Annotated in this window: 24 protein-coding genes; 20 read left to right on the top strand and 4 right to left on the bottom strand. The window is 61.1% G+C overall.

Translation table 11 applies throughout. The features are described 5' to 3' along the window. The first annotated feature begins 213 nt into the window (after positions 1 to 213). Positions 214 to 1,710: a replicative DNA helicase gene (locus C9E91_RS06825; protein ID WP_028753385.1), complete on the top strand. Its 1,497-nt coding sequence runs from the start codon at positions 214 to 216 to the stop codon at positions 1,708 to 1,710. Between the two features lie 111 nt (positions 1,711 to 1,821). After that, positions 1,822 to 2,985: an alanine racemase gene (gene alr / locus C9E91_RS06820; protein ID WP_107107608.1), complete on the top strand. Its 1,164-nt coding sequence runs from the start codon at positions 1,822 to 1,824 to the stop codon at positions 2,983 to 2,985. Positions 2,986 to 2,989: 4 nt separating this feature from the next. Here the strand turns inward: alr and C9E91_RS06815 are convergent, their stop codons facing one another. After that, positions 2,990 to 3,625: a LysE family translocator gene (locus tag C9E91_RS06815; protein ID WP_107107607.1), complete on the bottom strand. Its 636-nt coding sequence runs from the start codon at positions 3,623 to 3,625 to the stop codon at positions 2,990 to 2,992. 255 nt (positions 3,626 to 3,880) lie between these two features. Between C9E91_RS06815 and radA the strand changes: the two genes are divergently transcribed. The 11 genes from radA to rarD all read left to right on the top strand — a co-directional run bounded on the left by radA (position 3,881) and on the right by rarD (position 15,303). Next, positions 3,881 to 5,284, top strand: a complete 1,404-nt coding sequence (gene radA / locus C9E91_RS06810) for a DNA repair protein RadA (protein ID WP_107107606.1) — start codon at positions 3,881 to 3,883, stop codon at positions 5,282 to 5,284. A gap of 94 nt (positions 5,285 to 5,378) precedes the next feature. Further along, positions 5,379 to 5,990: a CvpA family protein gene (locus tag C9E91_RS06805; protein WP_107107605.1), complete on the top strand. Its 612-nt coding sequence runs from the start codon at positions 5,379 to 5,381 to the stop codon at positions 5,988 to 5,990. 164 nt (positions 5,991 to 6,154) lie between these two features. After that, positions 6,155 to 7,639, top strand: a complete 1,485-nt coding sequence (purF, locus tag C9E91_RS06800) for an amidophosphoribosyltransferase (RefSeq protein ID WP_107107604.1) — start codon at positions 6,155 to 6,157, stop codon at positions 7,637 to 7,639. A gap of 51 nt (positions 7,640 to 7,690) precedes the next feature. Next, the gene (locus C9E91_RS06795) at positions 7,691 to 8,431 is read left to right on the top strand and encodes an SDR family NAD(P)-dependent oxidoreductase (protein ID WP_107107603.1); all 741 of its coding nucleotides are present in this window, start codon (positions 7,691 to 7,693) and stop codon (positions 8,429 to 8,431) included. 361 nt (positions 8,432 to 8,792) lie between these two features. Next, complete coding sequence (gene cysS, locus C9E91_RS06790) at positions 8,793 to 10,184, top strand: cysteine--tRNA ligase (protein WP_107107602.1); 1,392 nt, start codon at positions 8,793 to 8,795, stop codon at positions 10,182 to 10,184. Continuing rightward, entirely contained in the window at positions 10,181 to 10,660 is a 480-nt protein-coding gene (locus C9E91_RS06785) for a GFA family protein (protein WP_107107601.1), read from the top strand. The genes cysS and C9E91_RS06785 overlap by 4 nt, the downstream gene beginning before the upstream one ends. Then, the gene (locus C9E91_RS06780; RefSeq protein WP_107107600.1) at positions 10,657 to 11,148 is read left to right on the top strand and encodes a GFA family protein; all 492 of its coding nucleotides are present in this window, start codon (positions 10,657 to 10,659) and stop codon (positions 11,146 to 11,148) included. The genes C9E91_RS06785 and C9E91_RS06780 overlap by 4 nt, the downstream gene beginning before the upstream one ends. Beyond that, positions 11,141 to 11,617: a GFA family protein gene (locus C9E91_RS06775; RefSeq protein ID WP_107107599.1), complete on the top strand. Its 477-nt coding sequence runs from the start codon at positions 11,141 to 11,143 to the stop codon at positions 11,615 to 11,617. Before C9E91_RS06780 ends, C9E91_RS06775 begins: the two co-directional genes overlap by 8 nt. Continuing rightward, positions 11,614 to 12,573, top strand: a complete 960-nt coding sequence (gene pip / locus C9E91_RS06770) for a prolyl aminopeptidase (RefSeq protein ID WP_107107598.1) — start codon at positions 11,614 to 11,616, stop codon at positions 12,571 to 12,573. The genes C9E91_RS06775 and pip overlap by 4 nt, the downstream gene beginning before the upstream one ends. A gap of 91 nt (positions 12,574 to 12,664) precedes the next feature. After that, positions 12,665 to 14,281, top strand: coding sequence for a citramalate synthase (gene cimA / locus C9E91_RS06765; protein WP_107107597.1), 1,617 nt, complete (start codon positions 12,665 to 12,667; stop codon positions 14,279 to 14,281). Positions 14,282 to 14,391: 110 nt separating this feature from the next. Further along, positions 14,392 to 15,303: an EamA family transporter RarD gene (rarD, locus tag C9E91_RS06760; RefSeq protein ID WP_107107596.1), complete on the top strand. Its 912-nt coding sequence runs from the start codon at positions 14,392 to 14,394 to the stop codon at positions 15,301 to 15,303. Between the two features lie 28 nt (positions 15,304 to 15,331). Here rarD and C9E91_RS06755 read toward each other — a convergent pair whose 3' ends face one another. Further along, complete coding sequence (locus tag C9E91_RS06755) at positions 15,332 to 15,955, bottom strand: LOG family protein (RefSeq protein ID WP_107108105.1); 624 nt, start codon at positions 15,953 to 15,955, stop codon at positions 15,332 to 15,334. Between the two features lie 155 nt (positions 15,956 to 16,110). On the opposite strand from C9E91_RS06755, the gene C9E91_RS06750 reads away from it, so the two are divergent. The 6 genes from C9E91_RS06750 to C9E91_RS19755 all read left to right on the top strand — a co-directional run bounded on the left by C9E91_RS06750 (position 16,111) and on the right by C9E91_RS19755 (position 23,388). Next, entirely contained in the window at positions 16,111 to 18,174 is a 2,064-nt protein-coding gene (locus C9E91_RS06750) for a LysM peptidoglycan-binding domain-containing protein (RefSeq protein ID WP_107107595.1), read from the top strand. 184 nt (positions 18,175 to 18,358) lie between these two features. After that, complete coding sequence (locus C9E91_RS06745; protein ID WP_107107594.1) at positions 18,359 to 20,245, top strand: ABCB family ABC transporter ATP-binding protein/permease; 1,887 nt, start codon at positions 18,359 to 18,361, stop codon at positions 20,243 to 20,245. 94 nt (positions 20,246 to 20,339) lie between these two features. Further along, on the top strand, positions 20,340 to 21,038 hold the full coding sequence (locus C9E91_RS06740; RefSeq protein WP_107107593.1) for an acid phosphatase: 699 nt from the start codon (positions 20,340 to 20,342) through the stop codon (positions 21,036 to 21,038). Positions 21,039 to 21,349: 311 nt separating this feature from the next. After that, entirely contained in the window at positions 21,350 to 22,048 is a 699-nt protein-coding gene (locus tag C9E91_RS06735) for a phosphatidylserine decarboxylase (protein WP_107107592.1), read from the top strand. 20 nt (positions 22,049 to 22,068) lie between these two features. Continuing rightward, positions 22,069 to 22,929, top strand: a complete 861-nt coding sequence (pssA, locus tag C9E91_RS06730) for a CDP-diacylglycerol--serine O-phosphatidyltransferase (RefSeq protein ID WP_028753405.1) — start codon at positions 22,069 to 22,071, stop codon at positions 22,927 to 22,929. A gap of 318 nt (positions 22,930 to 23,247) precedes the next feature. After that, entirely contained in the window at positions 23,248 to 23,388 is a 141-nt protein-coding gene (locus tag C9E91_RS19755; RefSeq protein ID WP_172831040.1) for a hypothetical protein, read from the top strand. 75 nt (positions 23,389 to 23,463) lie between these two features. Here the strand turns inward: C9E91_RS19755 and C9E91_RS06725 are convergent, their stop codons facing one another. Both C9E91_RS06725 and C9E91_RS06720 read right to left on the bottom strand, forming a co-directional pair. Then, positions 23,464 to 24,228, bottom strand: a complete 765-nt coding sequence (locus C9E91_RS06725; protein ID WP_107107591.1) for an SOS response-associated peptidase — start codon at positions 24,226 to 24,228, stop codon at positions 23,464 to 23,466. A gap of 43 nt (positions 24,229 to 24,271) precedes the next feature. Beyond that, positions 24,272 to 24,592 (bottom strand): YnfA family protein, encoded by a 321-nt coding sequence (locus C9E91_RS06720; protein ID WP_107107590.1) that lies wholly within the window; start codon positions 24,590 to 24,592, stop codon positions 24,272 to 24,274. Positions 24,593 to 24,754: 162 nt separating this feature from the next. Between C9E91_RS06720 and C9E91_RS06715 the strand changes: the two genes are divergently transcribed. Then, positions 24,755 to 25,177, top strand: coding sequence for an NUDIX hydrolase (locus C9E91_RS06715; protein WP_107107589.1), 423 nt, complete (start codon positions 24,755 to 24,757; stop codon positions 25,175 to 25,177). Positions 25,178 to 25,252: the final 75 nt, after the last annotated feature.

The following is a 25,252-nucleotide window of genomic DNA, read 5'->3' as shown; positions in this document are numbered from 1 at the left end:
TTTTTGTATGTGATTCGCGTGTCGGACATTGCGTTGCAAAGTGGCGACAAAGGCTTTTTTTCCTTCGGAGCGTTTGTCCCTGTGGACGAGTGGAACAACGTGAATAGCTCGAACGAACCAGCGCCCTGCGGCACGCCACGACCCTTCGGCAATTGACCGTGACACGGGATCGTCGCAAACCAATCGGCACTCAAGAATACGAAGAGACGGAAAATGAACGAAGCTGCGCGAAAGATCGCCGCCATTGCTCCCGCCGACGCGCACTACCGCGAAGCGCCCAATAATATCGAGGCCGAACAGGCCCTGCTCGGCGCTATCCTCGTCAACAATGACGCCTACTACCGTGTCTCCGATTTTCTGAAACCCATTCATCTCTACGAGCCGCTGCACCGGAAAATCTTCGAGGTGGCGGGCGATATCATTCGCATGGGCAAGACAGCCAATCCGGTGACGATCAAGACTTTCCTGCCGGCCGAAGAGAAAGTCGGCGACATGACGGTGGCGCAATATCTCGCCCGTCTCGCGACCGAAGCCGTTTCGATCATCAACGCCGAAGACTACGGCCGCGCCATCTACGATCTGGCGCTGCGCCGCGCGCTGATCACCATCGGCGAGGACATGGTCAACATCGCCTTTGACGCACCGCTCGACATGCCGCCGCAGACGCAGATCGAGGATACGGAGCGCCGGCTGTTCGAACTTGCGGAAAACGGCCGCTACGACGGCGGCTTCCAGGCCTTCAACGACGCCGTGGCGCTGGCGATCGACATGGCGGCCGTCGCAAAGGAGCGCGACGGCGGTCTATCCGGCATTTCCACCGGCATTCACTCGCTCGACAGCAAGATGGGCGGCCTGCAGCGCTCGGACTTGATCATCCTCGCCGGCCGTCCCGGCATGGGCAAGACCTCGCTCGCCACCAATATCGCCTATAATATCGCCGCCGCCTATGAAGGCGAAGTGCAGTCGGACGGCTCCACAAAGGCGAAGAACGGCGGCGTCGTCGGCTTCTATTCGCTGGAAATGTCGTCCGAACAGCTCGCCACCCGTATCATTTCCGAGCAGACGGAAGTCTCCTCATCGAAGATCCGCCGCGGCGACATCAACGATGCCGATTTCGAAAAGCTGGTTGCCTGCTCGATGATGATGCAGAAGGTGCCGCTCTATATCGACCAGACCGGCGGCATCTCCATTGCTCAGCTTTCCGCGCGTGCGCGGCGCCTGAAGCGCCAGCGCGGCCTCGACGTTCTGGTGGTGGACTACGTTCAGCTCATGACCGGCTCCGGCAAATCGAACGAGAACCGCGTCCAGGAAATCACCCAGATCACCACCGGCCTGAAGGCGCTCGGCAAGGAGCTGAATGTTCCGATCATCGCGCTCTCCCAGCTCTCGCGTGCCGTCGAAAGCCGCGACGACAAGCGGCCGCAGCTCTCGGACCTGCGTGAATCCGGCTCCATCGAGCAGGACGCCGACGTGGTGCTCTTCGTGTTCCGTGAGGAATATTACGTCAAGAACTCCGAACCGCGCGATCCAGCCGATCCGAAATATGCGGAATGGGAAGCCCTGTTCGACAAGGTGAAAGGCACGGCCGACGTCATCATCGCCAAGCAGCGTCACGGACCGACAGGCACGGTGAAGCTCGCCTTCCAGTCGGAATTCACGCGCTTCGCCGATCTCGCCGACTCGTCCTTCCTGCAATATGAAGAGCACTGATGGAGGTATCTGCTGCGCATATGTGCAGTGCAGCACTTTCTCTTTCCATCGATGATCAGTATTCTGGCCGGAGCAGCATCCCCTCCGGCCATTTTTTGTTCAGGCGGTTCCATGACAGATAGTTTCGAAGACAATGACGCTTTCGCTTCTGCCGGCCTTCGGCTGACGGTCGATTTGGGAGCAGTGGTCGAGAACTGGCTCGATATGGCCCGCCGCTCCGGCAGGGCCCGCACCGGAGCCGCGGTGAAAGCCGACGCTTACGGCCTGGGGATCGAAGATGTCGGCGAGGCGCTTTATATCGCCGGCGCCCGCGATTTCTTCGTCGCCACCGCTGAAGAGGGCGTGACGCTTCGGCTCTACGCCCCGGATGCCCGCATCTTCGTACTCTGCGGCATCTGGCCTGGGACAGAGCGACTGTTTTTCGAAAACGATCTTGTGCCCGTCATCGCTTCCGAAGAGCAATTGACCTTCTGGATGTCGGTGCTAGCGGATTATGGCGACTACCCTTGCGCGCTGCAGGTCGATACCGGCTTCAACCGGCTGGGACTTCAGGCAGAGGACGCCATTGCGCTCGCCAATGATGTCTCGCGCCCCGCGAGTTTTGCGCCCGTCCTAGTGATGAGCCACCTTGCCTGCGGCGACGACCCCGCCAATGCGATGAACAGGCAACAGCTCGAGGCGTTCCGCAACGTCAGCGCCGCCTTCGAAGGCATCGAGGCGAGCTTTGCCAACTCGGCCGGCATCTTCCTCGGCCCCGAATATCATTTCGATCTCACTCGCCCAGGCATCGCCCTTTATGGCGGCCAGGCGGTGAACGGAACGGCGAACCCGATGCGGCCGGTCGCAACGGCCGAGGCCCGCATCATTCAGACCCGCACGGTCAAGGCCGGCGAGAGGGTCAGTTACGGCGGGGCGCTGGAGCTCACCCGCGACAGTCGGCTCGCCGTCGTCTCGGCCGGTTATGCCGACGGCTATATGCGCAGCCAATCGAGCGGCGGCGTGCCGCTGCGCCAGACGGGCATTGCCGGCGGCCAGGGCTTCGTCGCCGGGCACAAGGTGCCAGTTGCCGGCCGCATCACCATGGACCTGACGATCTTCGACGTGACCGACGTCCCCGAAAAACTGGTCCGCGCCGGCGACTATATCGAGCTCTTCGGCAAGAATATCCTCGTTGACGACGCTGCCCGCGCCGCCGGGACGATCGGCTACGAGATGCTGACCGGCCTGGGGCTGAGACATGAGCGCCGGTATGTTTTTGAAGAGACTGACGAGTAGCGGCTCAACGCACGCTGACCGCCAAGCGGACGCCCAGCGCTACGAACAATGTTCCAAGCCCCCGGTCCAGCCACAGGCCCGCGTTTCGGTTGCGCCGTAGCGCCTCGGCAAGGCGACCTCCGAGAAGAATGAGCGGTGGCTCGATGAAGGCGGCAACCACGATGATGAGGCTGCCGTGGAGCAAGAGCTGCGCCCAGACCGGGCCAGCCCCTTCAACGACGAATTGCGGCAGGAACGCGAGAAAGAAGATGGCCACTTTCGGGTTGAGCAGCGAAACCAGGATACCTTGCCGGTAGATGCGGCTCCAGGGCAATGCTTTGCCGGCTTCCGTGATCCAGGCGCCTTCACCCTTCGAGCGCAGTGCCTGTATTCCAAGCCAGATGAGATAGGCGGCGCCGGCCCATTTGACCGTCGAGAACGCGATGGCCGAGGCCGCCAATATTGCCGATAGCCCGGCTGCGGCCATCAGCACATGCAGGCAGGCGCCGCTCCATATGCCGAACAATGCGGCAAAGCCGGAGCGTCTGCCGCTTCTGATCGTGTGGCCGAGAATGAAGGCGATGTCCGGCCCCGGCGACAGATTGAGCAGGACGGCGGCCGAAAGAAACGCGATCCAATGCGCAAGCGTATAGTCGAACATCCGTCACCATCGATCGAAAACCCGGCATAAAGGCTGACACAATCGCCGCTGATACGGAAATCATTAGTTTTGATCTGTTGGGAAAGACATTATCTGACAGCCAGCCGCGATTCGCGGCGAACAGCGAGGCACTAGAGCAATTCCAGGAAAAGTGCGAAGCGGTTTTCCGTCCGGAATGCGTAAAAACAAAGAGATGGAGCGGGGAAAGCGATTCCTGAAACGCTAAACCGCTCTATAAATTGAGAACAGCATCCGATGGCAAAAGCCCGTACACAATTCGTCTGCCAGAACTGCGGCACGGTCCATAACCGCTGGGCGGGCAAATGCGATGGTTGCGGTGCATGGAACACCATCGTCGAAGAAGACCCGATGGGTGGCATCGGCGGCGGCCCCGCCAAGGTGCCGAAGAAGGGCCGGCCGGTGACACTGACGGCGCTGTCGGGCGAGATCGAGGAAGCGCCACGCATCCACACCGGCATCTCCGAACTCGATCGGGCGACCGGCGGCGGCTTCGTGCGGGGCTCGGCGGTGCTGGTCGGCGGCGATCCCGGCATCGGCAAGTCGACGCTATTGATGCAGGCAGCCGCCGCCCTTTCCCGACGCGGGCACAAGATCGTCTACGTCTCCGGCGAAGAGGCGGTGGCGCAGGTTCGGCTTCGCGCCCAGCGGCTGAACGCCGCCAACACGGATGTGCTGCTCGCGGCCGAAACCAATGTCGAGGATATCCTGGCGACGCTCGCCGAAGGCAAGCGGCCGGACCTCGTCATCATCGATTCCATCCAGACGCTGTGGAGCGAGCTTGCCGAATCGGCACCCGGGACGGTGACGCAGGTGCGCACCGGCGTACAGGCGATGATCCGCTTCGCCAAGCAGACGGGCGCCGCGATGGTATTGGTCGGCCACGTCACCAAGGACGGCCAGATCGCCGGTCCGCGCGTCGTCGAACATATGGTCGACGCCGTTCTCTATTTCGAAGGCGATCGCGGCCATCATTACCGCATCCTGCGCACGGTGAAGAATCGCTTCGGCCCGACCGACGAAATCGGCGTCTTCGAAATGTCCGACAAAGGCCTGCGGGAAGTGGCCAATCCATCCGAACTTTTCCTCGGCGAGCGCAATTCCAAATCGCCAGGCGCGGCCGTCTTTGCCGGCATGGAGGGCACCCGGCCGGTGCTGGTCGAGGTGCAGGCGCTGGTTGCTCCGACATCGCTCGGCACGCCGCGCCGTGCTGTCGTCGGCTGGGATTCGGCGAGGCTATCGATGATTCTCGCGGTTCTCGAAGCGCATTGCGGCGTTCGGCTCGGCCAGCACGATGTTTACCTCAATATTGCCGGCGGCTATCGTATTTCTGAGCCGGCTGCGGACCTCGCGGTCGCCTCTGCACTGGTTTCATCCCTGGCCGGTCTTGCCCTTCCCGCAGATTGCGTCTATTTCGGCGAAGTCAGCCTGTCGGGCGCCGTCCGGCCGGTTGCGCACACCGCTCAGCGCCTCAAGGAAGCCGAGAAGCTGGGATTTTCTGCAGCGCTTCTCCCCACCGCCTCCTCCGACCTGCCGAAAGGCAATGGCGGACGCTGGAGCGAGATCGATGGCCTGCCGGATCTGGTGGCGCGCATAGCCGGATCGAAGGGCGCGCTCAAGCGCGCGGAAGACGAAGACTGAGCCTTACTTGAACCGTTCTTGACGGGGCGAAAGGCGCATATTTGAGGCCGATGGCAGCCATGCTTGGCATGGCAAGTCTTGGAGTGGATTATACATGCCCATTACGATTTTCGACGGTATTGTTATCGGCGTTATTTTGTTCTCCGCCGTTCTGGCCATGGTCCGCGGCTTTTCCCGCGAAATTCTCTCGATCGTCAGTTGGGGCGGCTCGGCCGTCGCTGCCTACTATCTTTATTCGCTGCTCGTGCCTTATGCGATGCACTACACAGCGGACGTTCGCATCGCGACGATCGCGTCGGCCGCTGTCATCTTCCTGATCGCGCTGATCATCATTTCCTTCATTACGATCAGGATCGCGGATTTCATCATCGACAGCCGCATCGGCGCGCTCGATCGTACGCTCGGCTTTCTCTTCGGGGCCGCCCGCGGCTTGCTGCTGATGGTCGTCGTCGTTGCCTTCTGGAACTGGCTGGTCGCGCCGGCCGCTCGCCCGGATTGGGTCAACAACGCCAAGTCCAAGCCTTTCCTCGATTCGATGGTCGAAAAGCTCAAATCCGCGCTTCCGGAAAACATTCAGGCGATGCTTCCGGCCGAGATCATCAACAAGATCGCGCCGAACCAGCAGCAGCAATCGCAGCCGCAGGATGGCACGACGAACGACGCGGCACCGTCCGATGACGCGCCCGCGCCGCAGACGAACAATTAACAGTGCGTTTACAGGCTTGACCCGCGGGGCGATAATCGCCATGTGAACGGCACGAAATCCGAAGATCCGGCCCGATATTCTTTCCGGCCGGATTTTCAGTTATTTTTGCATTCAGTCGCGATGCCGCCTGACCGGTCCCATGTTGAGAGCAAAGGCCTGCAGCCATGAACCATTCCCCTTCCATCGAGAATGATATCGACGGCGACACGCTGCATGAGGAATGCGGTGTATTCGGCATTCTCGGCCACCCCGACGCGGCAACGCTGACGGCGCTCGGCCTGCACGCTTTGCAGCATCGCGGTCAGGAAGCGGCCGGCATCGTCTCCTTCGATGGCCAGCGCTTTCATTCGGAGCGCCGCATGGGCCTTGTCGGCGATCACTATACCGACCCTGCCACCCTGGCCCGGCTGCCCGGCGACCGTTCGATCGGCCATGTACGTTATTCGACCACGGGCGAGACGATCCTGCGTAACGTCCAGCCGCTGTTTGCCGAGCTGGAAGTTGGTGGCATCGCCATCGCCCACAACGGCAATTTCACCAACGGCCTGACCATGCGCCGGCAATTGATCGCCGACGGCGCCATCTGTCAGTCGACGTCGGACACGGAAGTCGTTCTCCATCTCATCGCCCGCTCCAAGCATCCCTCTTCCTCCGACCGCTTCATCGACGCGATCCGCCAGATGGAAGGCGGCTATTCGATGCTGGCCATGACGCGCACCAAGCTGATCGCAGCCCGCGATCCGATCGGCATCCGGCCGCTGGTGATGGGCGAACTCGACGGCAAGCCGATTTTCTGCTCGGAGACCTGTGCTCTCGACATCATTGGTGCGAAATACGTCCGCGACGTTGAAAACGGCGAAGTCGTCATCTGCGAGATCCAGCCCGACGGCTCGATCACCATCGATGCCCGCAAGCCCGAGGTTTCCCGCCCCGAGCGTCTCTGCCTGTTCGAATATGTCTATTTCGCCCGCCCCGATTCCGTCGTCGGCGGCCGCAACGTCTATGTCGCCCGCAAGAACATGGGCATCAACCTTGCCAAGGAAGCGCCTGTCGCGGCTGACGTCGTCGTACCGGTGCCGGATGGCGGCACGCCGGCGGCCATCGGCTATGCCCAGGCAAGCGGCATTCCCTTCGAGCTCGGCATCATCCGAAACCACTATGTCGGCCGCACCTTCATCGAGCCGACACAGCAGATCCGCGCTTTCGGCGTGAAGCTGAAGCACTCCGCCAACCGCGCCATCATTGCCGGCAAGCGCGTTGTCCTTGTCGACGATTCCATCGTACGCGGCACCACGTCGGTGAAGATCGTGCAGATGATCCGCGAGGCCGGCGCCAGCGAAGTGCACATCCGTGTCGCCAGCCCAATGATCTATCATCCGGACTTCTACGGCATCGATACGCCGGATGCCGACAAGCTACTCGCCAATCAGTACAACAGCCTGAAAGCCATGTGCGATTACATCGGCGCGGATTCGCTCGAATTCCTGTCGATCGACGGTCTTTACCAGGCTGTCGGCGGCGAGAGCCGGGACAATGCGCAGCCGCAGTTCACCGACCACTATTTCACCGGCGATTATCCGACGCGCCTGCTCGACAAGGAAAGCACCAGCAATGTGCGCAAGCTTTCCGTGCTCGCCAGCAACGGCTGACACGGGGCTTTTCGCCGCTCACCTTTTCCAGCGCATTCGGACCAAGACAGCATGAGCATAGACCTCACGAACAAAATCGCCCTGGTTACCGGCGCGTCGCGCGGTATTGGTTATTTCACCGCGCTGGAGCTCGCCAAGGCAGGCGCGCATGTGATTGCCTGCGCCCGCACGGTGGGTGGCCTTGAAGAGCTCGACGACGCCATCAAGGCTGTCGGCGGATCGGCAACGCTGGTGCCCTTCGATCTTGCCGATATGGCCGCGATCGATGCACTTGGCGGGTCTATCTTCGAGCGCTGGGGCAAGCTCGATATCCTCGTCGCCAATGCCGGCGTCCTCGGCGTCATCTCGCCGATCGGCCATGTCGAAGCCAAGGTCTTCGAAAAGGTGATGACCATCAACGTCACCGCCACCTGGCGGCTGATCCGTTCGGTCGAGCCGCTGCTGATGCGCGCTGACGCAGGCCGCGCCATCATCCTGTCATCGGCCGCAGCCCATCGCTGCCGGCCGTTCTGGGGTCCCTATTCGGCATCCAAGGCGGCCGTCGAGGCGCTTGCCCGCACTTGGGCCGGTGAAACCCAGAGCACGGCGCTGCGGATCACCAGCGTCGACCCAGGCGCCACTCGCACCGCAATGCGCGCCCAGGCAATGCCCGGCGAAGATCCGGACACGCTGCCGCATCCCAGTGATGTAGCACAAGCCATCCTGCCGCTCGCCGGTCCCGATGTCACTGAAACCGGCAAACTCTTTGTCATTAGCGAGAACAAGCTCGTCGACTACCGGATGCCGGAATAACATTACCTTCTCCCGGGGGGAGAAGGATGCGTGCAGTGCGGGTCGAGGGGGCGTTGCACCCGTAAGGGGATTGCCTTTCGCTTGCCGCTCAACGCCCTGTCTCGCCGCGCTCGACAGCCCCCTCATCCGCCCTTCAGGCACCTTCTCCCCGACGGGGAGAAGGGGACACTCCCCCCTTGACCAATCACCGTAGTCGCGCGATAAAGCCCGCCATGAAAACGGTTATCTGCATTATCTGCCGGAAGATTATTCGCTAGCGTTCCGCTGGCCTGGCCGTTTTCGTCTCCCAAAATCCAAGATGACAAACGTCCGGCCTGCCGGTGACGATATTTTTTCGGATTTATGCCTTTGGGAGAGTGAAATGGGCACCGAGCCGCACCTGAAATTTTACAACACGCTGACGCGCGAAAAGGTCGACTTCAAGCCGATCGACCGCGAGAACGTCCGCCTGTATGTCTGCGGCCCGACGGTCTATGATTTCGCCCATATCGGCAATGCCCGCCCGGCCATCGTCTTCGACGTGCTCTTCCGGCTGCTGCGGCAGATCTATGGCGAAAGCCACGTCACCTACGTGCGCAACATCACCGACGTTGACGACAAGATCAACGCGCGGGCCTTGCGTGATCATCCCGGTTTGCCGCTCAACGAAGCGATCCGCCTGGTCACCGAGAAGACCGAAACGCAATATCGCCAAGACGCGATCGCGCTCGGCTCCCTTGAGCCGACAGTGCAGCCGCGGGCGACGGAAAACATCGCGCAGATGATCGAGATCATCGAAAAGCTGATCGCCAAGGGCCATGCCTATCAGGCGGCTGGAGAAGTGCTGTTCGATACCAAATCCATGGTGGATTACGGCCAGCTCTCCAAGCGCAACCTCGATGAGCAGCAAGCCGGCGCCCGCGTCGCCGTCGAAGAACACAAGAAGAGCCCGGGCGACTTCGTGCTCTGGAAGCTGTCTGACGAGAACGAGCCTGGCTGGGAGAGCCCCTGGGGTCGTGGCCGTCCGGGCTGGCATATCGAATGCTCCGCCATGAGCGGGCGCTATCTCGGCGATGTCTTCGACATTCATGGCGGCGGTTTGGACCTGATCTTTCCGCACCATGAAAACGAGATCGCCCAATCGCGTTGCGCCCATGGCACGGATGTCATGGCGAATATCTGGATGCATAACGGCTTCCTGCAGGTCGAAGGCCGCAAGATGTCGAAGTCGGAAGGCAATTTCGTCACCATCTACGAGCTGCTGCACACCGAAAAACTCGGCGGCCGCGTCTGGCCGGGCGCGGTATTGCGGCTTGCCATGCTGATGACGCATTACCGCGAGCCGATCGACTTTTCCGTGAAGCGTCTGGAAGAGGCTGAGCGGCTTCTGGCCAAATGGCCGGCGGCTGACATCGGCGATGCAACGCCGGATGCCGCCATCGTGGCGGCACTCGCCGACGATCTCAACACCGTCGCCGCCATCCAGGCACTGCATGCCCTGGCGCAGGCCGCCAATGCCGATCCCAGCGTCCTGCCCACTTTCGCCGCAAGCGCAGCACTTCTCGGCCTGTTGCCCGAGAAAGTGGAGGTGGATGACGCAGTCGTCGCGGAAATCAACAGGCGCGTTCAGGCGCGGCTGGAATTGCTGAAGGCGAAGAACTTTGCCGAAGCAGACAAAATCCGCGAGGTGCTTTTGGCTGAGGGCATTCAGTTGAAGGACGGCAAGGACCCGGCGACCGGTGAGCGGACAACGACGTGGGAGGTCAAGCGGTGAGTGAAACCTACACCGGTGGCTGTCAATGCGGTGCGGTTCGTTTCCGGGTGCGGGGCGAGCTCAAAGACGCATCGATCTGTCATTGCCGCATGTGCCAGAAGGCCTTCGGTGCCTATTATGCGCCGCTGGTTTCGACCCGCGGCGCTGAGCTTGTCTGGACGCGGGGAGAGCGCAAGAAATTCCGGTCGTCGAATTTCGTCGAGCGCGGCTTTTGTGGCGATTGCGGTACGCCGTTGACCTATGAGGCGCCCGATGGCGTGGCGGTCGCGGCGGGTGCTTTCGATGATCCGTCGCTGTTGCCGCCGGTGGTGCAGTTCGGCATGGAAGGCAAGATAGATTTCGTCGACAGGCTGCATCTGCTGCCAGGGCATCGGACGGAAGAGGATGCGGAACAGGCGCCCTTCGTGCTGGAGATCGTGTCCCACCAGCATCCGGATCACGAGACGGCAATATGGCCACCGGAAACAGGCAAATGACAATCGCGGAGGGATATAGCGGCGGATGCCAGTGCGGCGCGGTCCGTTACCGCGCGGCCGGTCCAATCGGCTACCCTCATCTCTGCCATTGCCGCATGTGCCAGAAGGCTTCGGGCAATTACGCCCTGCCGCTCGGCAGCGTCCAACGCGCTGATTTCGAGCTGACGCGCGGCGAACCCTCGTGGTTTCACTCGTCCGACCTCGTGCGCCGCGGCTTTTGCAACGCTTGCGGTACGCCGTTATTCTACGACATTCCGGGCACGGATTTCATTAATCTGACGCTCGGCTCCCTCGACAAACCGATGGCGGTGCAGCCTGTTGCCCAATCGAACCCCGCGGGAAAAATGTCATGGTTCCATACGCTCGATGGGCTGCCGATGGAACCAGATAGTGATGGTTCCGACCGTGCCTTGACGATCCGGTCATCCAACCATCAGCATCCCGATCACGATACCCAAACCTGGCCACAGGAGAAGAGCCATGACTGAAGCCATCCGAAGCGGAGGATGCCAATGCGGCGCGGTGCGGTTCCGCATTCGCGGTCAGCTCGGCCGCCCATCGATCTGCCATTGCCGTATGTGCCAGAAGCAGTTCGGCAACTTCTTCTCAGCCCTGGTCACGGCGCCGGATGACGGCCTGGAATGGACGCGGGGGGAGCCGACCTATTTCCAGTCTTCCGTCAACATCGATCGCGGCTTCTGCAAGAATTGCGGCACGCCGCTGACCTACCGCCATCCCGGCGGACTGGAGATCGCCATCGGCGCCTTCGACGAGCGCGACGATTTGGCGCCGCAGATCCAGGTCAATTACGCCTCGCGCCTGCCTTGGGTCGACACCATATTCGAGCAGCCGGTCCATCAGGATCCGGATTTCTATGCACGGCAGGAGCAGATCATCTCCTTCCAGCATCCCGATCACGATACGGACGTCTGGCCTGCCGAGGGGCTGAAAATATGACGGAAATATTGCGTACGCTTTATCCGGAAATCCAACCCTATGCCTCCGGTCATCTCGATGTCGGTGACGGCCATGTCGTCTATTGGGAACGCGTTGGCACGCCCGGGGCGAAGCCTGCCGTTTTCCTGCATGGTGGCCCAGGCGGCGGCATCTCGCCGACGCATCGCCGCCTGTTCGATCCGGCGCTTTACGACATAACCCTGTTGGATCAACGCGGCTGCGGCAAGTCGACGCCGCATGCCGGCCTCGAAGCCAACACCACCTGGCATCTGGTCGCCGACATCGAGCGGCTGCGCGAGATGGCCGGCGTGGACAAGTGGCTGGTATTCGGCGGCTCCTGGGGGTCGACGCTGGCGCTTGCCTATTCCGGAAAGCATCCGGAGCGGGTTTCCGAACTGGTTGTGCGCGGCATCTACACGCTGACCAAGGCCGAGCTTGACTGGTATTATCAGTTCGGTGTCTCGGAAATGTTCCCGGACAAATGGGAGCGCTTCATCGCGCAGATCCCGCCGGAAGAGCGTCACGAAATGATGTTTGCCTATCACCGCCGGCTGACACACGAGGACAAGGCCGTGCGCCTCGAGGCCGCAAAGGCCTGGGCAATCTGGGAGGGCGAGACGATTACCCTGTTGCCGGACCCGGCGACCAGTGGGCCGTTCGAAGACGCGGAATATGCGCATGCCTTTGCGCGCATCGAAAACCACTTCTTCGTCAATGCCGGCTGGATGGAGGAAGGCCAGCTCCTCGGAGATGCCCACAAGCTGAAGGACATCCCTGGCGTCATCGTCCACGGCCGCTACGACATGCCCTGCCCGGCGAAATACGCCTGGGCTCTGCACAAGGCTTGGCCGAAAGCGGAGTTCCACCTGATCGAAGGGGCCGGCCACGCCTTTTCCGAACCGGGGATACTGGACCAGTTGATCCGCGCGACGGATAAGTTTGCCGGGAAAATTTGATCCCGGCAGGCCCCTCACCCAAGCCCTCTCCTTGTTAACGCGGAGAGGGAGCGACTGAGCAAGAAGAAACCGGCTCGCCGGAGGAAACAGAATGACACGCGAAAAAATCTATCTCTTCGACACGACCTTGCGCGATGGGCAGCAGACGCCCGGCATCGACTTTTCGGTCGAGGACAAGATTTCCATCGCCACCATGCTGGACGAATTCGGCCTCGACTATGTCGAAGGCGGTTATCCCGGCGCCAATCCGACCGATACCGCTTTCTTCAATGAAAAGCGGACGCAGACCGCCTCCTTCGTCGCCTTCGGCATGACCAAGCGCGCCGGCGTTTCAGCCTCCAACGATCCCGGTCTTGCCAGCCTTCTGCAGGCAAAGGCCGACGCCATCTGTTTCGTCGCCAAGAGTTGGGATTATCACGTCAAGGTCGCTCTCGGCTGCACCAACGAGGAAAATCTCGAATGCATCGCCGAAAGCGTCAAAGCCGCGATCGCAGCCGGCAAGGAAGCGCTGGTCGACTGCGAGCATTTCTTCGACGGCTACAAGGCCAATCCGAGCTATGCGCTGGCCTGTGCCAAGACGGCCTATGAGGCCGGTGCGCGCTGGGTCGTGCTCTGCGACACCAATGGCGGCACGCAGCCGCCGGAAGTGCGCGCCATCGTCGAAGCCGTGATCGCCGAGGGCGTACCCGGCGACTGTCTTGGCATCCATGCCCACAACGACACCGGTCAGGCGGTGGCCAATTCACTCGCCGCCGTCGAGGCCGGCGTGCGGCAGATCCAGGGCACGCTGAACGGCGTCGGCGAGCGCTGCGGCAATGCCAATCTGATCACGCTGATCCCGACGTTGGCGCTGAAAAGGGCCTATGGCGAGCGCTTCGAAACGGCGATCGATGGCGAACGGCTACTTGGCCTGACCAGCCTGTCGCACGCCTTCGACGAGCTGCTGAACCGCTCGCCGGACCATCAGGCTCCCTATGTCGGTGCCTCGGCCTTTGCGACAAAGGCCGGTATCCATGCCTCGGCATTGCTGAAGGACCCGCGCACCTACGAGCATGTGCCGCCGGAAAGCGTCGGCAATTTCCGCAAGGTCATGGTGTCAGACCAAGGCGGCAAGTCGAATTTCATCAATGCGCTCAAGCGACGCGGCATCGAGGTCGGCAAGGACGATCCGAAGCTCGATCGGCTGATCCAGATCGTCAAGGAGCGCGAAGCATCCGGTTACGCTTACGAAGGCGCCGATGCCAGCTTCGAGCTCCTGGCCCGCCGCACCCTCGGCACAATCCCAGAATTCTTCGCGATCGACGGCTTCCGCGTCATGGTCGAGCGTCGCTTCGACTCCCACGGCCGGGTGAAGATCGTCTCGGAAGCGGTGGTCAAGCTCATCATCGACGGCCAGACCATCATGTCCGTCGCCGAAGGCGATGGCCCGGTCAACGCGCTCGACCTAGCCCTGCGCAAGGACTTCGGCAAATACCAGCATGAAATCGACGACCTTGTGCTCGCCGACTTCAAGGTGCGTATCCTCAATGGCGGCACGGAAGCCATAACCCGCGTTCTGATCGAATCCACCGACAGCAGCGGGGTACGCTGGTGGACGGTCGGCGTTTCGGAAAACATCATCGACGCCTCCTTCCAGGCGTTGATGGATTCCGTCATCTACAAGCTGATGAAGAACCGGCACATGGCCGGCAAGATCGCGGCGGAGTGATCCGCCGCCCATCAAAAACCTTGACGATGCCGTCAAGGAAATGAATTGGCACCACAACCCGCATTGGAGTAAGCCCGTCGTAAAAGAAAATAGAACGGCGGGAAATACCAATGGCTACCGATACGGTCGCACCTGAGATCAAGAACGAGGACAGCGCACGCGGATTCGGTTTCGTGCTGACGGCCTATCTGCTCTGGGGCGTCCTGCCGCTCTACATGAAGGCCATGGCGCATATCCCGGCCATGGAGGTCATTGCCCACCGCATCCTGTGGTCGGTTCCGGTCGCCGGCGCCGTGCTGCTGGCACTCGGCCGCATGGGCGACGTGAAGGCAGCGCTCGGCAACCCGCGCACGCTCGCCATGGCGTCGGTGACGGCGATGCTGATTACCATCAATTGGGGCACTTATGTCTGGGCGATCGGCGCAGGACATTCGCTCGATGCGGCCCTCGGCTACTTCATCAATCCACTATTCAGCATCGCGCTCGGCGCTTTGCTGCTGAAGGAGAGGCTTGCGCCGGTGCAGATCGTCGCGATCGGCCTTGCGGGCGCAGCGGTCGTCATCCTGACCGTCGAAGCCGGCACCCTGCCCTGGGTGGCGCTGTCGCTGACGTTCTCCTGGGGTTTCTACGGCTTTTTCCGCAAGACGCTACCGGTCGGGCCGAATCAGGGCTTCTTCCTCGAGGTACTGCTGCTCTGCATCCCCGCGCTGCTTTACATCATCTATCTGGAGACGCGCGGCGAAGGCCATCTCTATCGCACCGGCGTCTCGGATATGGCGCTGCTGCTCGGTTGCGGTTTCGTAACCGCCCTGCCGCTGATGATCTTCGCCAATGGAGCGAAGCTTCTCAGGCTCTCCACCATCGGCATCATGCAGTATATCGTGCCGACCATGGTTTTCCTCATCGCCGTCTTCCTGTTCAGGGAGCCTTTCGGCACGACGCAGATGATTGCCTTCTCCCTGATCTGGGCGGGGCTGGCGCTTTATAGCTGGTCGATGCTGCGTCAGAGCCGGGCGCGCTAACCACAAGACACGGTTAGCAAATCTCTAGTCAGAGCTTTGCGATGACGGCCTCTTCGCCGCCGCGTGATCCCACGGTTTCGGCGGCATGCTTGCGGATCGCCGGGATGATGTCGGCGACCTGGTCGATGACCAGCGGCTGCACGCGATGGGCGGTGTGGACGAAGCCTTCCTCCGTCATATGACGAATTAGCTCCATCATCGGATTCCAGAAACCGTTGATATTGGCGAAGACCATCGGCTTTTCGTGGCGGCCGAGCTGGCCCCAGGTCATGATCTCGACGATTTCTTCCAGCGTACCGATGCCGCCCGGCAGCGCCACGAAAGCGTCGGCGCGCTCGAACATGGTGTGTTTGCGCGTATGCATGTCCGGAGTTATGATTAGCTCGTCCAATTGGCCGAGCGAATGGCGCGTCGCTTCCATGTCAACGAGGAACTCCGGAATGATGCCGGTGACCTGACCACCATGCGACAGGACGCCGCTCGCGACAGCGCCCATGATGCCTTTCGTGCCGCCGCCATAGACCAGGCGCAACCCGCTCTCGGCGATGTTCTTGCCCAGCTCACGGCCCGCAGCCATGTGAGAAGGATCGCGACCCGGCCTGGAGCCGCAATAGACGCAGATGGATCGAATTGGCACAGAATCGTCAGTCATGAATGCAAACAACTATGCTGCAAGTGCTCAGTCAAGAATTTTCAAAAGAAAACTTGTGCCAGAGCACGCTGAAATGACTGAGAAAGCTTGTAAAAGCAGGCGAAATCGTTAGCAATTTCAAGAGTGGAGATGACTCCGCCGCTTGGAGATAAATGATGATGAAGAACCGTGCCGGCTTGCTGGCTCTGTTGGTACTGGTAGTTGCGACTATCCTGATGGTCTTCTTTGTGATGCCGCGCATCAACGGCGATAAGAAGTCGATCGGTGATGCCATCAATCAGGCGAGCGACGCGGTGAAGAACACCATCACTGAGAATGGCCAAAAGGCTGATGACGCCGCGAAAAAGGCCGGTGAAGCAACGCAGGGTGCCGCGGCGACAGCAACCAACGCTGCCGATGTCACGAAGAAGCTTACCGATCTCGGCACCACGGCCGTCGCCTCTCTTTCCGATCTCAAGGCGCTCTTCAAGGACGGCAAGGGGCCGACGGAGGATGTCTTCACCTCGGCCAAGACGAAGGTGATCACTGCGCTGCAGGCGATCGTTGGTTTTGCCGCTCCCCAAGGCACGGATGCTGCAACGACCGCCGTGGTCGACAAGGCACATGACGGCGCCGGCAAGGCACTGGCCATCATCCAATCGCTTCCGGAGAACATTGCCGATGCCACCGCGGCAATCGACAAGGCGCGGGCAGCGCTGACCGGCCAGAGTGCTCCGCAGACGCAAGCCGCGGGACCGGTCACTCCCTCCTTCGACGTGCTGCGTGTCGAGCCGGATGGCTCCACCGTTATTGCAGGTTCGGCGGAGCCCAATTCCAAGCTGGAGATCGTCGACGGCGACAAGGTGGTGACGACAACCGAAGTCGGCCCAAGCGGCGACTTCGCCGCCGTGCTCGACAATCCGCTTCCGCCAGGCGATCACGAACTGGTGCTGCGCGCAACCGGCAAGGACGGCAAGGCCGTCACTTCGGAGGAAGTTGCTACCGTCTCGGTCCCGAAGGACGACAAGAGCCAGCTTCTCGCCATGGTTTCCAAGCCTGGCACGGCAAGCCGCATCATCACCGCGCCGTCGGCCAAACAAGGGCGCGTCGCGTCGGATGAGCAGACACCAGCGGCCAATACGCCCGCAAACGGCACAGGCGGCGCGACCGCCACCGATGGCACCGGCGCCAAACCGCAGGACAACACTGCCGTCGCCTCCGCCAATACGGCTAGCGACGCTGGGACCGCGCCTGCAACGACGACGGGTAGCCAGCCCGAAGTCATGGTCAATGCAGTCGAAATCGAAAACAATCATATCTTCGTTGCCGGCACGACAAAGCCGAATGTCAAGGTTCGCGCCTATGCCGACGACAAGCTGATCGGCGAGATCGTAGCGGGAGCCGACGGCCATTTCGTCGTCGACGGCACGATGCCGCTGACGGTCGGCGACCACAAGATCCGCGTTGACGTCCTCGACGGCGCCGGCAAGGTCACAGTGCGCACCAGCGTCAATTTCACCCGCCCAGAAGGCAATCAGGTGACGGTCGCGGCGCAAACCCCGGCGGCTGCCGGCGGCAGCGGCAACGCCTCGGCCCCCACCATGGTTCCGCTCGATGAAGGTGAGCTTGGCAAGCTGCGGGAGAACACAGCCAAGGCTTTCGCCCTGCTGAAGGACCTTTTTGCCAATGGCAAGCAGCCGAGTGCAGAACAACTCGCCGCCGCCCGCTCGGGGACTGAAATTGCTCTGAAATCACTTTCGGAATTCCGTCCGGCGATCGATGCCAGCCCGGCGCTGAAACAGGCTGCAGCCGACGCGGCAAGTGCGGCTGGCCGGGCGCTGGCAGCGCTGCAGGCTCTGCCGAAGGATTCGAAGTCGGTCGGTGATGGACTGCCTAATCTCGAACAGATGATCGCCGCCGTCACCAAGCCCCAGAATGCCACCCCGGCACCGGCGAGCGCCGAAGCCTCCTCCAGCGGTAGCGGCCCCAAGACTCTGCAGCAGGCACCGCTTTCGCAAGATACAAATGCGGTCATCATTCGCCGCGGCGATACGCTCTGGCAGATCTCCCGCCGCACCTATGGCGCTGGCGTGCGCTACACGACGATCTATCTCGCCAATGAGGACAAGATCAACAATCCGGACCGCATCCTGCCCGGCCAGGTCTTCGGCCTGCCGAAGGACGCGCTGCCGAATGCGGAAGAACTGCACCGCAAGCGGCTTTCAGGCAGCCATCTTTAAAGGTTCACCTCTCACATCAGGAGGCCAGGCGCAATCAACGCCTGGCCTCTGCTTTTACCCGACATAAAAATAGTATAAGCCTCCCGCCGACCCCCATTGCCCCGCTCATCACCTGACGGGGCCTCCCAGCCAGGCTGTGCGTGCGCCTTTGCCCGGCTGGCTCAGATATTCGCCGGAGACGGACATGGCAGACCGCAAGAAGACAATATCGGCGGATTCCAGCAATCCGTTGAATACGATCGTCAATCTCTGGCCCTACATGTGGCCGGCGGGACGCATGGACCTGAAGATGCGGGTTGTCTGGGCAACCGTCTATCTGTTGATCTCGAAATTCGTCCTGCTGCTGGTTCCCTATTTCTTCAAGTGGTCCGTCGATGCCCTGAACGGCAAGCTCGACATGCAGGGGATCCTGCCGGCCTTCATGGTGGGCGCCATCGCGCTGATCGTTGCCACCAACGTCACGCGCCTCATCCAGCTCGGCCTCAACCAATTGCGCGACTCGCTCTTTGCCAGCGTCGGCCAATATGCCGTGCGCCAGCTCGCCTACCGGACTTTCGTGCACATGCACGAGTTATCGTTGCGCTTCCATCTCGAGCGTAAGACCGGCGGACTGTCGCGCATCATCGAACGCGGCACCAAGGGCATCGAGACGATCGTCCGCTTCACCATTCTCAACACGGTCCCGACTTTCGTCGAATTCCTGCTGACCGCGGTTATCTTCTGGCGCGGCTACGGTTTTTCCTATCTCGCCATCACGGCGGTCACGGTCTGGCTCTACATCTGGTTCACCGTCCGGGCGAGCGACTGGCGCATCTCCATCCGCCGTTCGATGAACGAGAGCGACACCGATGCCAACACCAAGGCGATTGATTCGCTTCTGAACTTCGAAACGGTCAAATATTTCGGCAACGAGGAAATGGAAGCCCGGCGCTTCGATCAATCGATGTCGCGCTATGAGAAGGCCGCCACCGATGTCTGGACTTCGCTCGGCTGGTTGAACTTTGGTCAAGGCTTGATCTTCGGTCTCGGCACCACGGTCATGCTCGTCTTTTCCGGCTGGGCTGTGCTCAACGGGCATCAGACGGTCGGCGACTTCGTCTTCATCAACTCGATGCTGCTGCAGCTTTCGGTGCCGCTGAACTTCATCGGCTTCGTCTATCGCGAAATCCGCCAAGGTCTGACCGATATCGAAGAGATGTTCGATCTGCTGGAAGTCAAGCCCGAGGTGACGGACGCTCCCGGCGCCAGGGACCTGGCCATCGGCAACGGCGCCATCTCCTTCAAGGACGTGCATTTCGCCTATGATGCTGCCCGTCCGATCCTGAAGGGCATTTCCTTCGAGGTGCCGGCCGGCAAGACGGTCGCCGTTGTCGGCCCTTCGGGCGCCGGAAAATCGACCCTGTCTCGGCTTCTCTACCGCTTTTACGACGTACAGAACGGCACGATCACCATCGACGGCCAGGATCTGCGCACGGTGACGCAGAAGAGCCTACGCAAGGTGATCGGCATGGTGCCGCAGGACACGGTGCTCTTCAACGACACCATCGCCTACAATATCCGCTACGGCCGTCCGGCTGCGAGCGAGGACGAGGTGACGACCGCGGCGGAGATCGCCCAGATCGGCGACTTCATCCGCCATCTGCCCGAGGGCTTCGAGACCAAGGTCGGCGAGCGCGGCCTGAAACTCTCCGGCGGCGAGAAGCAGCGCGTCGCCATTGCCCGTACCATCCTCAAGGCGCCGCCCGTGCTTATCCTCGATGAGGCGACCTCAGCCCTGGACACGACGACCGAACGGGAAATCCAGGCGGCACTGGATGTCGTCTCCAAGAACCGCACGACACTGGTCATCGCCCACCGGCTCTCCACCGTCATCGGCGCCGACGAGATCATCGTGTTGAAAAGCGGCGAGATCGCCGAGCGCGGCACGCATGCCGCCCTTCTGGAGCAGAACGGCCTCTATGCCTCAATGTGGAACCGCCAGCGCGAGGCGACACAGGCGGAAGAACATCTGAAGCAGGTGCGCGAGAGCGACGAACTCGGCGTAGTCAACCGGCTGGCGCCCGCGAACTGAAGAATGGCGGCGTAGCGACGTTGCGGACTTCGCTTGTCACGCAGTTGAGATGACAGCTTGATAGGTACGGGTTCTCACATCAAGGGAGCCCCAAATGCGTAATTTCGCCAAAGCTTTAACGCTGTTGCTCGTCGTTGGCGTCGCCTCGCCGGTTTTTGCCGGTGATGCCAAGCCGTTTGCCGATGCCAAGGAGATCAACCTCCTCAACCTGCTGCCGCCGCCGCCGGCCAATGATTCGGCGCAGATGAAGGCCGAACTCGGCGAAATCCTGACAATCCAGGTTACCCGCACGCCGGAAATGGCGGCTCGTGCCGTTGCCGATGCGGAAGAGAACGTCTGGCGCTTCTCCGACGTCATCGACAATCCGAAATTCACCAAGGAAAACCTGCCGAAGTTCTCGGCATTCTTCGATCGCGTCGTCGAGACCGAAGGCGCCGTCGTCGATCCGGCCAAGGATGTCTGGAAACGTCCGCGTCCGCATCTCTACAGCGATCTCGTAAAGCCAATCGTACCCTTGTCCAAGTCCGGCTCCTATCCATCCGGCCACGCCACGGTCGGCACGCTGATGGGCATTGTGCTCGCAAATATGGTGCCGGAGAAGCGCGCCACCATCATGGCCCGCGCCTGGGAATACGGTCACAACCGCGTTGTCGGCGGCATCCATTACGCCTCCGACATCGAAGCCGCTCACATCGCAGGCACCGTCATCGCCGAAACCATCATGACGCATGACGACTACAAGAGCGAATATGAAGGCGCCAAGGCCGAGCTGCGCGCCACTCTCGGCCTCTAAATTCCGCCCTATGATCGAAGGTCATGAAAGGCCGCCGCTTCCCGTCGGCGGCCTTTTCTTTGCGCCCGGTGCGAGTTTCCACAGGCAACGCTTTTCAACGCTACGGATCGTTGGCATCTTGGCCCCGCGCGGATTGCGCTGGGGGCGAGCGTGCGAAAGCATTGCCCATGACAGAGTTTGCCTGTAGTCACGCTCAACGAGTATTCAGAGCAAGACCGCTTATCTTGCTTTCATTCTTTGGACTGGCATGATCTCGTCCGACAACCGGATCGCGGTTTTTGGTGAGGGTGCCCTAACGGAGTAGGCCGTAGATGAGCTTGTTGAACAGTGTACGCAACGTCATCGTCCCAGTGCACAAGGAAGGCTATCCCTTTGTCGCGGGTTTCTTTGTTGCGTCGCTGGTTCTCGGCTGGATCTTCAAGCCGCTTTTTTGGATCGGTTTGATCTTCACGCTCTGGTGCGCCTATTTCTTCCGCGATCCAGAGCGCATGACGCCGCAGGACGACGATCTCGTCGTATCGCCCGCCGATGGCAAGGTCTCCGGCGTGCAGATGGTGACGCCGCCGGCTGAGCTCAATCTCGGCCACGAGCCGATGCTGCGCGTTTCGATTTTCATGAACGTCTTCGATTGCCATGTGAACCGCTCGCCGATGCGCGGCCGCATCACCACTGTCGCCTATCGCCAGGGCAGCTTCCTCAATGCGGAGCTGGACAAGGCAAGCGAACAGAACGAGCGCAATGGCCTCGTCATCGAGACAAAGCATGGCGAGATCGGTGTGGTGCAGATTGCCGGCCTCGTCGCCCGCCGCATCCTCTGCTTCGTCAACGAGAACGAGCCGCTCGACGCCGGCGAGCGTATCGGCCTGATCCGATTCGGTTCACGCCTCGATGTGTTCCTGCCGGCTGAAGCGGCAGCGCGCGTTGCAGTCGGCCAAAGGGCAATCGCCGGCGAAACCGTCATTGCCGAATTCGGCTCGCTGAAGGGCCCCATTATTAGCCGCCGTAGCTGAGCCCGGAGAAAACGAGCGAGATGAAGACGCCTTTTCCGCCCTTCGAGCCGCATGGTCCCAATGACGAGGCGCGCGGGCCGCGCCTGCGGGAAATCCCGCTGCGGCTGATGGTGCCGAACATGATCACGGTGCTGGCGATCTGCGCCGGCCTGACCGGCATCCGCCTCGCCTTCGAAAATCGGTACGAGCTCGCCGTTGTGGCCGTGCTGGTTGCCGCTTTCCTCGACGGCATCGACGGACGTGTGGCGCGGCTGATGAAGGCCACATCCAAGTTCGGCGCGCAGATGGATTCGCTTGCCGACATCGTCAACTTCGGTGTCGCGCCGGCGCTCGTGGTTTACGTCTTCCTGCTGGATCAGGCACGCTCGCTCGGCTGGATCGCGGCGTTGATTTACACCATTGCGGCCGGTCTGCGGCTCGCACGCTTCAACGTCATGGCGGAGCGGGAGAACAAGGCGTCCTGGCAGTCTGAATATTTTGTCGGCGTGCCGGCGCCGGCCGGGGCGATGCTGGTGTTGCTGCCTGTCTATCTCGGCTTCCTGGGCCTAACGCCCACCAAGACATTCGCCTATTGGGGTGCGGCCTACACCGTGCTGATCGGCTTCCTGCTGGTCAGCCGCCTGCCCGTCTGGTCCGGAAAAACGGAAAGCAGCCGCATCCGCCGCGACCTGGTGCTGCCGATCATGCTTGCCCTCGTCGTCTATGTGGCGCTGCTGATGAGCTATACCTGGCATGTCATGGTGGTCACCGTCGTTGCCTATCTCCTGTCGTTGCCGTTGGGCGCCCGTTCCTGGACGCGCAAATACGGCACCTTCACCATCAACGGCCCGGCCGATCCTGACGTCGACGATTCAAACGACGACATCGGCCGGCATATCTAACCCAAATCAGGGACGATCTGGCGGCGACGGTCATGGATTGCCGCCAAGAATCGAAGACGGCTGCTGCGACAAAAGGTCATGCGGCCCCTATCGCCTCTGCGATGAGATTCGGCCACGCCGAACGCAACTAATTAACGAAAAATAAACAACTAAATTAGATATAGTTTGCGTTAAATTTCGCGTAAGCCTCGCGAAATATGGTCGGTGTTTACAAAAGCTGATCGGCAAATGCCTTTGATTTGTCATGTTTTATGACAAAACAACGAGGCGGGGCCGTGAATCAAAAGACACCCTAGGGAACACGTTGAGAAGTAACACATGACCAAGAAAAAAGACGAAACTGTACAACCGCAAGCAAAGATCGACCCGACCTTGCTTTATCGTCCGCTTGGCCTCAAAGCCGTCCTGGCAGCACATCTGATGCTGAAAACCAAGCCGCTGAAGAAGAAGATCGCCTAAGCTTGCAGCATCTGCCAATGACCCCGCTGGTTGAACACCGGGGTTCATGGCAGCGCCGATTCGAATGAATGCCGTTCAGAGGAGGCTCAACTGGCCGTCGCCGGGATCCGGCTTCTTCGACGGCTTGGCCAGAGGTTCGATTGTTACCGCCACCTGCAGCTCCGGCCCCATATTGGCGACCTTGTTGACGCGGTCCGAAACCGGAATCGCCTCAAAAAAATCTTCCTGAACCGGCACCATCAGATCCAGGACCTCACGCGGCTCCTGCGTCTTGCAATCGAGCCAGCGCGTAAAATCTTCCGGCTTGATGACAACGGGCATTCGGTCATGAATGGGACGCATTGTTCGGTTCGCCGACGTCGTCAGGATCGCGCCGGTATCGACTTCGGAACCATCAGCCGATGACCAGGTCTCCATCAAGCCGGCAAAGGCGATGACGCCGCCATGGCGCGGACGGATCCAATAGGCCTGCGATTTCTCGCCGCTTTCCTTCGACGGGCGATGCCATTCATAAAATCCCGACGCCGGAATCAGGATGCGCCGATGACGCATAGCCGCCCGGAACGAGGCCTTGCCAATCGCGGTTTCCGCCCGGGCATTGATCAGCAGCGGAAACTCCTTGGGATCCTTCACCCAGGCCGGCGTAAAACCCCAGCGGACGAGCAGCGCGCGGCGATCCGGCAAATTGCTGCCCCGCTCCTGCCGATCGCCTGAAACGACGACCAGGATCGGCTGCGTCGGGGCAATGTTGAAGCGCGCGGGAAAGTCTTCGTGCTCGAGATAACCGAGCAATTCCCGTACCTTCTTCTCCGTTTCCGTCAATGCAAATCGTCCGCACATGCAGCTTGTGTTGCACCCGTAAGGCGCCGGGTCAAGGTGAAGGTCAGTTGCGAGGGCCGAAGAGAATGATGGTTGCGCCTGCAAGGCAAACGGCCGCGCCGGAAAGATCCCAACGGTCCGGCGGCCGTCCTTCGACCAGCCACAGCCAGAGAATGGAGGCGACGATATAGACGCCGCCATAGGCGGCAAAGGTGCGACCCGCCGCATCGCTCGGCACCAGCGTCAGCAGCCAGGCAAAAAGTGCCAGCGACACTAGGCCTGGAGCAAGCCACCAGATCGGCTTTGCCAGCCGCAGCCATGCCCAGAAGGCGAAACAGCCGGCGATTTCGGCCAGCGCGGCGAGCGCGTAAAGTCCATAGGTCATCATGATTTCGGCGGCCTGGTTGGCGGACCCGAATCGCCGCCATTCTCATTTGCGAGTAAAAGGGCTTCCCTCTCGGACGACAAGGGCCCTATCTTATGGAGTTGAAAGCCCCCGCACGCCTATTCGTCGCCCGATATCCTCATCTGAACCAAACCTGGCCCAATGATCTCTATTCCTCGCCCCGCCTCTTCCGCCATCCTCGAACGTGACGGCCGGTTCCTGCTGGTGCTGCGGCGCAATCCGCCATCCGCCGATATGTATGCCTTTCCCGGCGGGCGCGCCGAAGATGGCGAGATGCCGGCGGAAACAGCATTGCGGGAGTTCTGGGAAGAGACCGGAATCACCGCCCGAAACCCCCGCCTGTTCGAGACCTACGACCTCAGGAGCCATGCAGCAGATGGGAGGCTCGTCAGTCATTTCGTTCTGTCGGTTTTTCTGGTCGATGCCGACGCGGATGTGGTTGTCGAGGCTGCCGATGATGCCGCCGCGATCGGCTGGTATTCTCTCGAAGATATCCGCGCCCTGCCCGTTCCGGCGAGCGTGCTCGAATGCGCCGAACGGCTGACGATGGCTCGAACCCGATGAGGCTTCCGGGGCTCCCGCGTTAACGATGCAAAGCAATAACGGCGTGGAAAGTGGCATTTTCGCCTTGTTACCGTC

It is taken from the genome of Rhizobium sp. SEMIA4064 (assembly GCF_003025035.1).
In the GTDB taxonomy this organism is placed as follows: domain Bacteria; phylum Pseudomonadota; class Alphaproteobacteria; order Rhizobiales; family Rhizobiaceae; genus Rhizobium; species Rhizobium paranaense.
The sequence above is the reverse complement of the archived record's forward strand: the minus strand, read 5'-3'. Positions and strand labels throughout refer to the sequence as shown.

What these genes read in the sequence shown, in the direction of transcription:
- C9E91_RS06825 (WP_028753385.1), top strand. Translation starts at nt 214, where the DNA reads ATGAACGAAGCTGCGCGAAAGATCGCCGCCATTGCTCCCGCCGACGCG.
- alr (WP_107107608.1), top strand. Translation starts at nt 1,822, where the DNA reads ATGACAGATAGTTTCGAAGACAATGACGCTTTCGCTTCTGCCGGCCTT.
- C9E91_RS06815 (WP_107107607.1), bottom strand. Translation starts at nt 3,625, where the DNA reads ATGTTCGACTATACGCTTGCGCATTGGATCGCGTTTCTTTCGGCCGCC.
- radA (WP_107107606.1), top strand. Translation starts at nt 3,881, where the DNA reads ATGGCAAAAGCCCGTACACAATTCGTCTGCCAGAACTGCGGCACGGTC.
- C9E91_RS06805 (WP_107107605.1), top strand. Translation starts at nt 5,379, where the DNA reads ATGCCCATTACGATTTTCGACGGTATTGTTATCGGCGTTATTTTGTTC.
- purF (WP_107107604.1), top strand. Translation starts at nt 6,155, where the DNA reads ATGAACCATTCCCCTTCCATCGAGAATGATATCGACGGCGACACGCTG.
- C9E91_RS06795 (WP_107107603.1), top strand. Translation starts at nt 7,691, where the DNA reads ATGAGCATAGACCTCACGAACAAAATCGCCCTGGTTACCGGCGCGTCG.
- cysS (WP_107107602.1), top strand. Translation starts at nt 8,793, where the DNA reads ATGGGCACCGAGCCGCACCTGAAATTTTACAACACGCTGACGCGCGAA.
- C9E91_RS06780 (WP_107107600.1), top strand. Translation starts at nt 10,657, where the DNA reads ATGACAATCGCGGAGGGATATAGCGGCGGATGCCAGTGCGGCGCGGTC.
- C9E91_RS06775 (WP_107107599.1), top strand. Translation starts at nt 11,141, where the DNA reads ATGACTGAAGCCATCCGAAGCGGAGGATGCCAATGCGGCGCGGTGCGG.
- pip (WP_107107598.1), top strand. Translation starts at nt 11,614, where the DNA reads ATGACGGAAATATTGCGTACGCTTTATCCGGAAATCCAACCCTATGCC.
- cimA (WP_107107597.1), top strand. Translation starts at nt 12,665, where the DNA reads ATGACACGCGAAAAAATCTATCTCTTCGACACGACCTTGCGCGATGGG.
- rarD (WP_107107596.1), top strand. Translation starts at nt 14,392, where the DNA reads ATGGCTACCGATACGGTCGCACCTGAGATCAAGAACGAGGACAGCGCA.
- C9E91_RS06755 (WP_107108105.1), bottom strand. Translation starts at nt 15,955, where the DNA reads ATGACTGACGATTCTGTGCCAATTCGATCCATCTGCGTCTATTGCGGC.
- C9E91_RS06750 (WP_107107595.1), top strand. Translation starts at nt 16,111, where the DNA reads ATGATGAAGAACCGTGCCGGCTTGCTGGCTCTGTTGGTACTGGTAGTT.
- C9E91_RS06745 (WP_107107594.1), top strand. Translation starts at nt 18,359, where the DNA reads ATGGCAGACCGCAAGAAGACAATATCGGCGGATTCCAGCAATCCGTTG.
- C9E91_RS06740 (WP_107107593.1), top strand. Translation starts at nt 20,340, where the DNA reads ATGCGTAATTTCGCCAAAGCTTTAACGCTGTTGCTCGTCGTTGGCGTC.
- C9E91_RS06735 (WP_107107592.1), top strand. Translation starts at nt 21,350, where the DNA reads ATGAGCTTGTTGAACAGTGTACGCAACGTCATCGTCCCAGTGCACAAG.
- pssA (WP_028753405.1), top strand. Translation starts at nt 22,069, where the DNA reads ATGAAGACGCCTTTTCCGCCCTTCGAGCCGCATGGTCCCAATGACGAG.
- C9E91_RS19755 (WP_172831040.1), top strand. Translation starts at nt 23,248, where the DNA reads ATGACCAAGAAAAAAGACGAAACTGTACAACCGCAAGCAAAGATCGAC.
- C9E91_RS06725 (WP_107107591.1), bottom strand. Translation starts at nt 24,228, where the DNA reads ATGTGCGGACGATTTGCATTGACGGAAACGGAGAAGAAGGTACGGGAA.
- C9E91_RS06720 (WP_107107590.1), bottom strand. Translation starts at nt 24,592, where the DNA reads ATGACCTATGGACTTTACGCGCTCGCCGCGCTGGCCGAAATCGCCGGC.
- C9E91_RS06715 (WP_107107589.1), top strand. Translation starts at nt 24,755, where the DNA reads ATGATCTCTATTCCTCGCCCCGCCTCTTCCGCCATCCTCGAACGTGAC.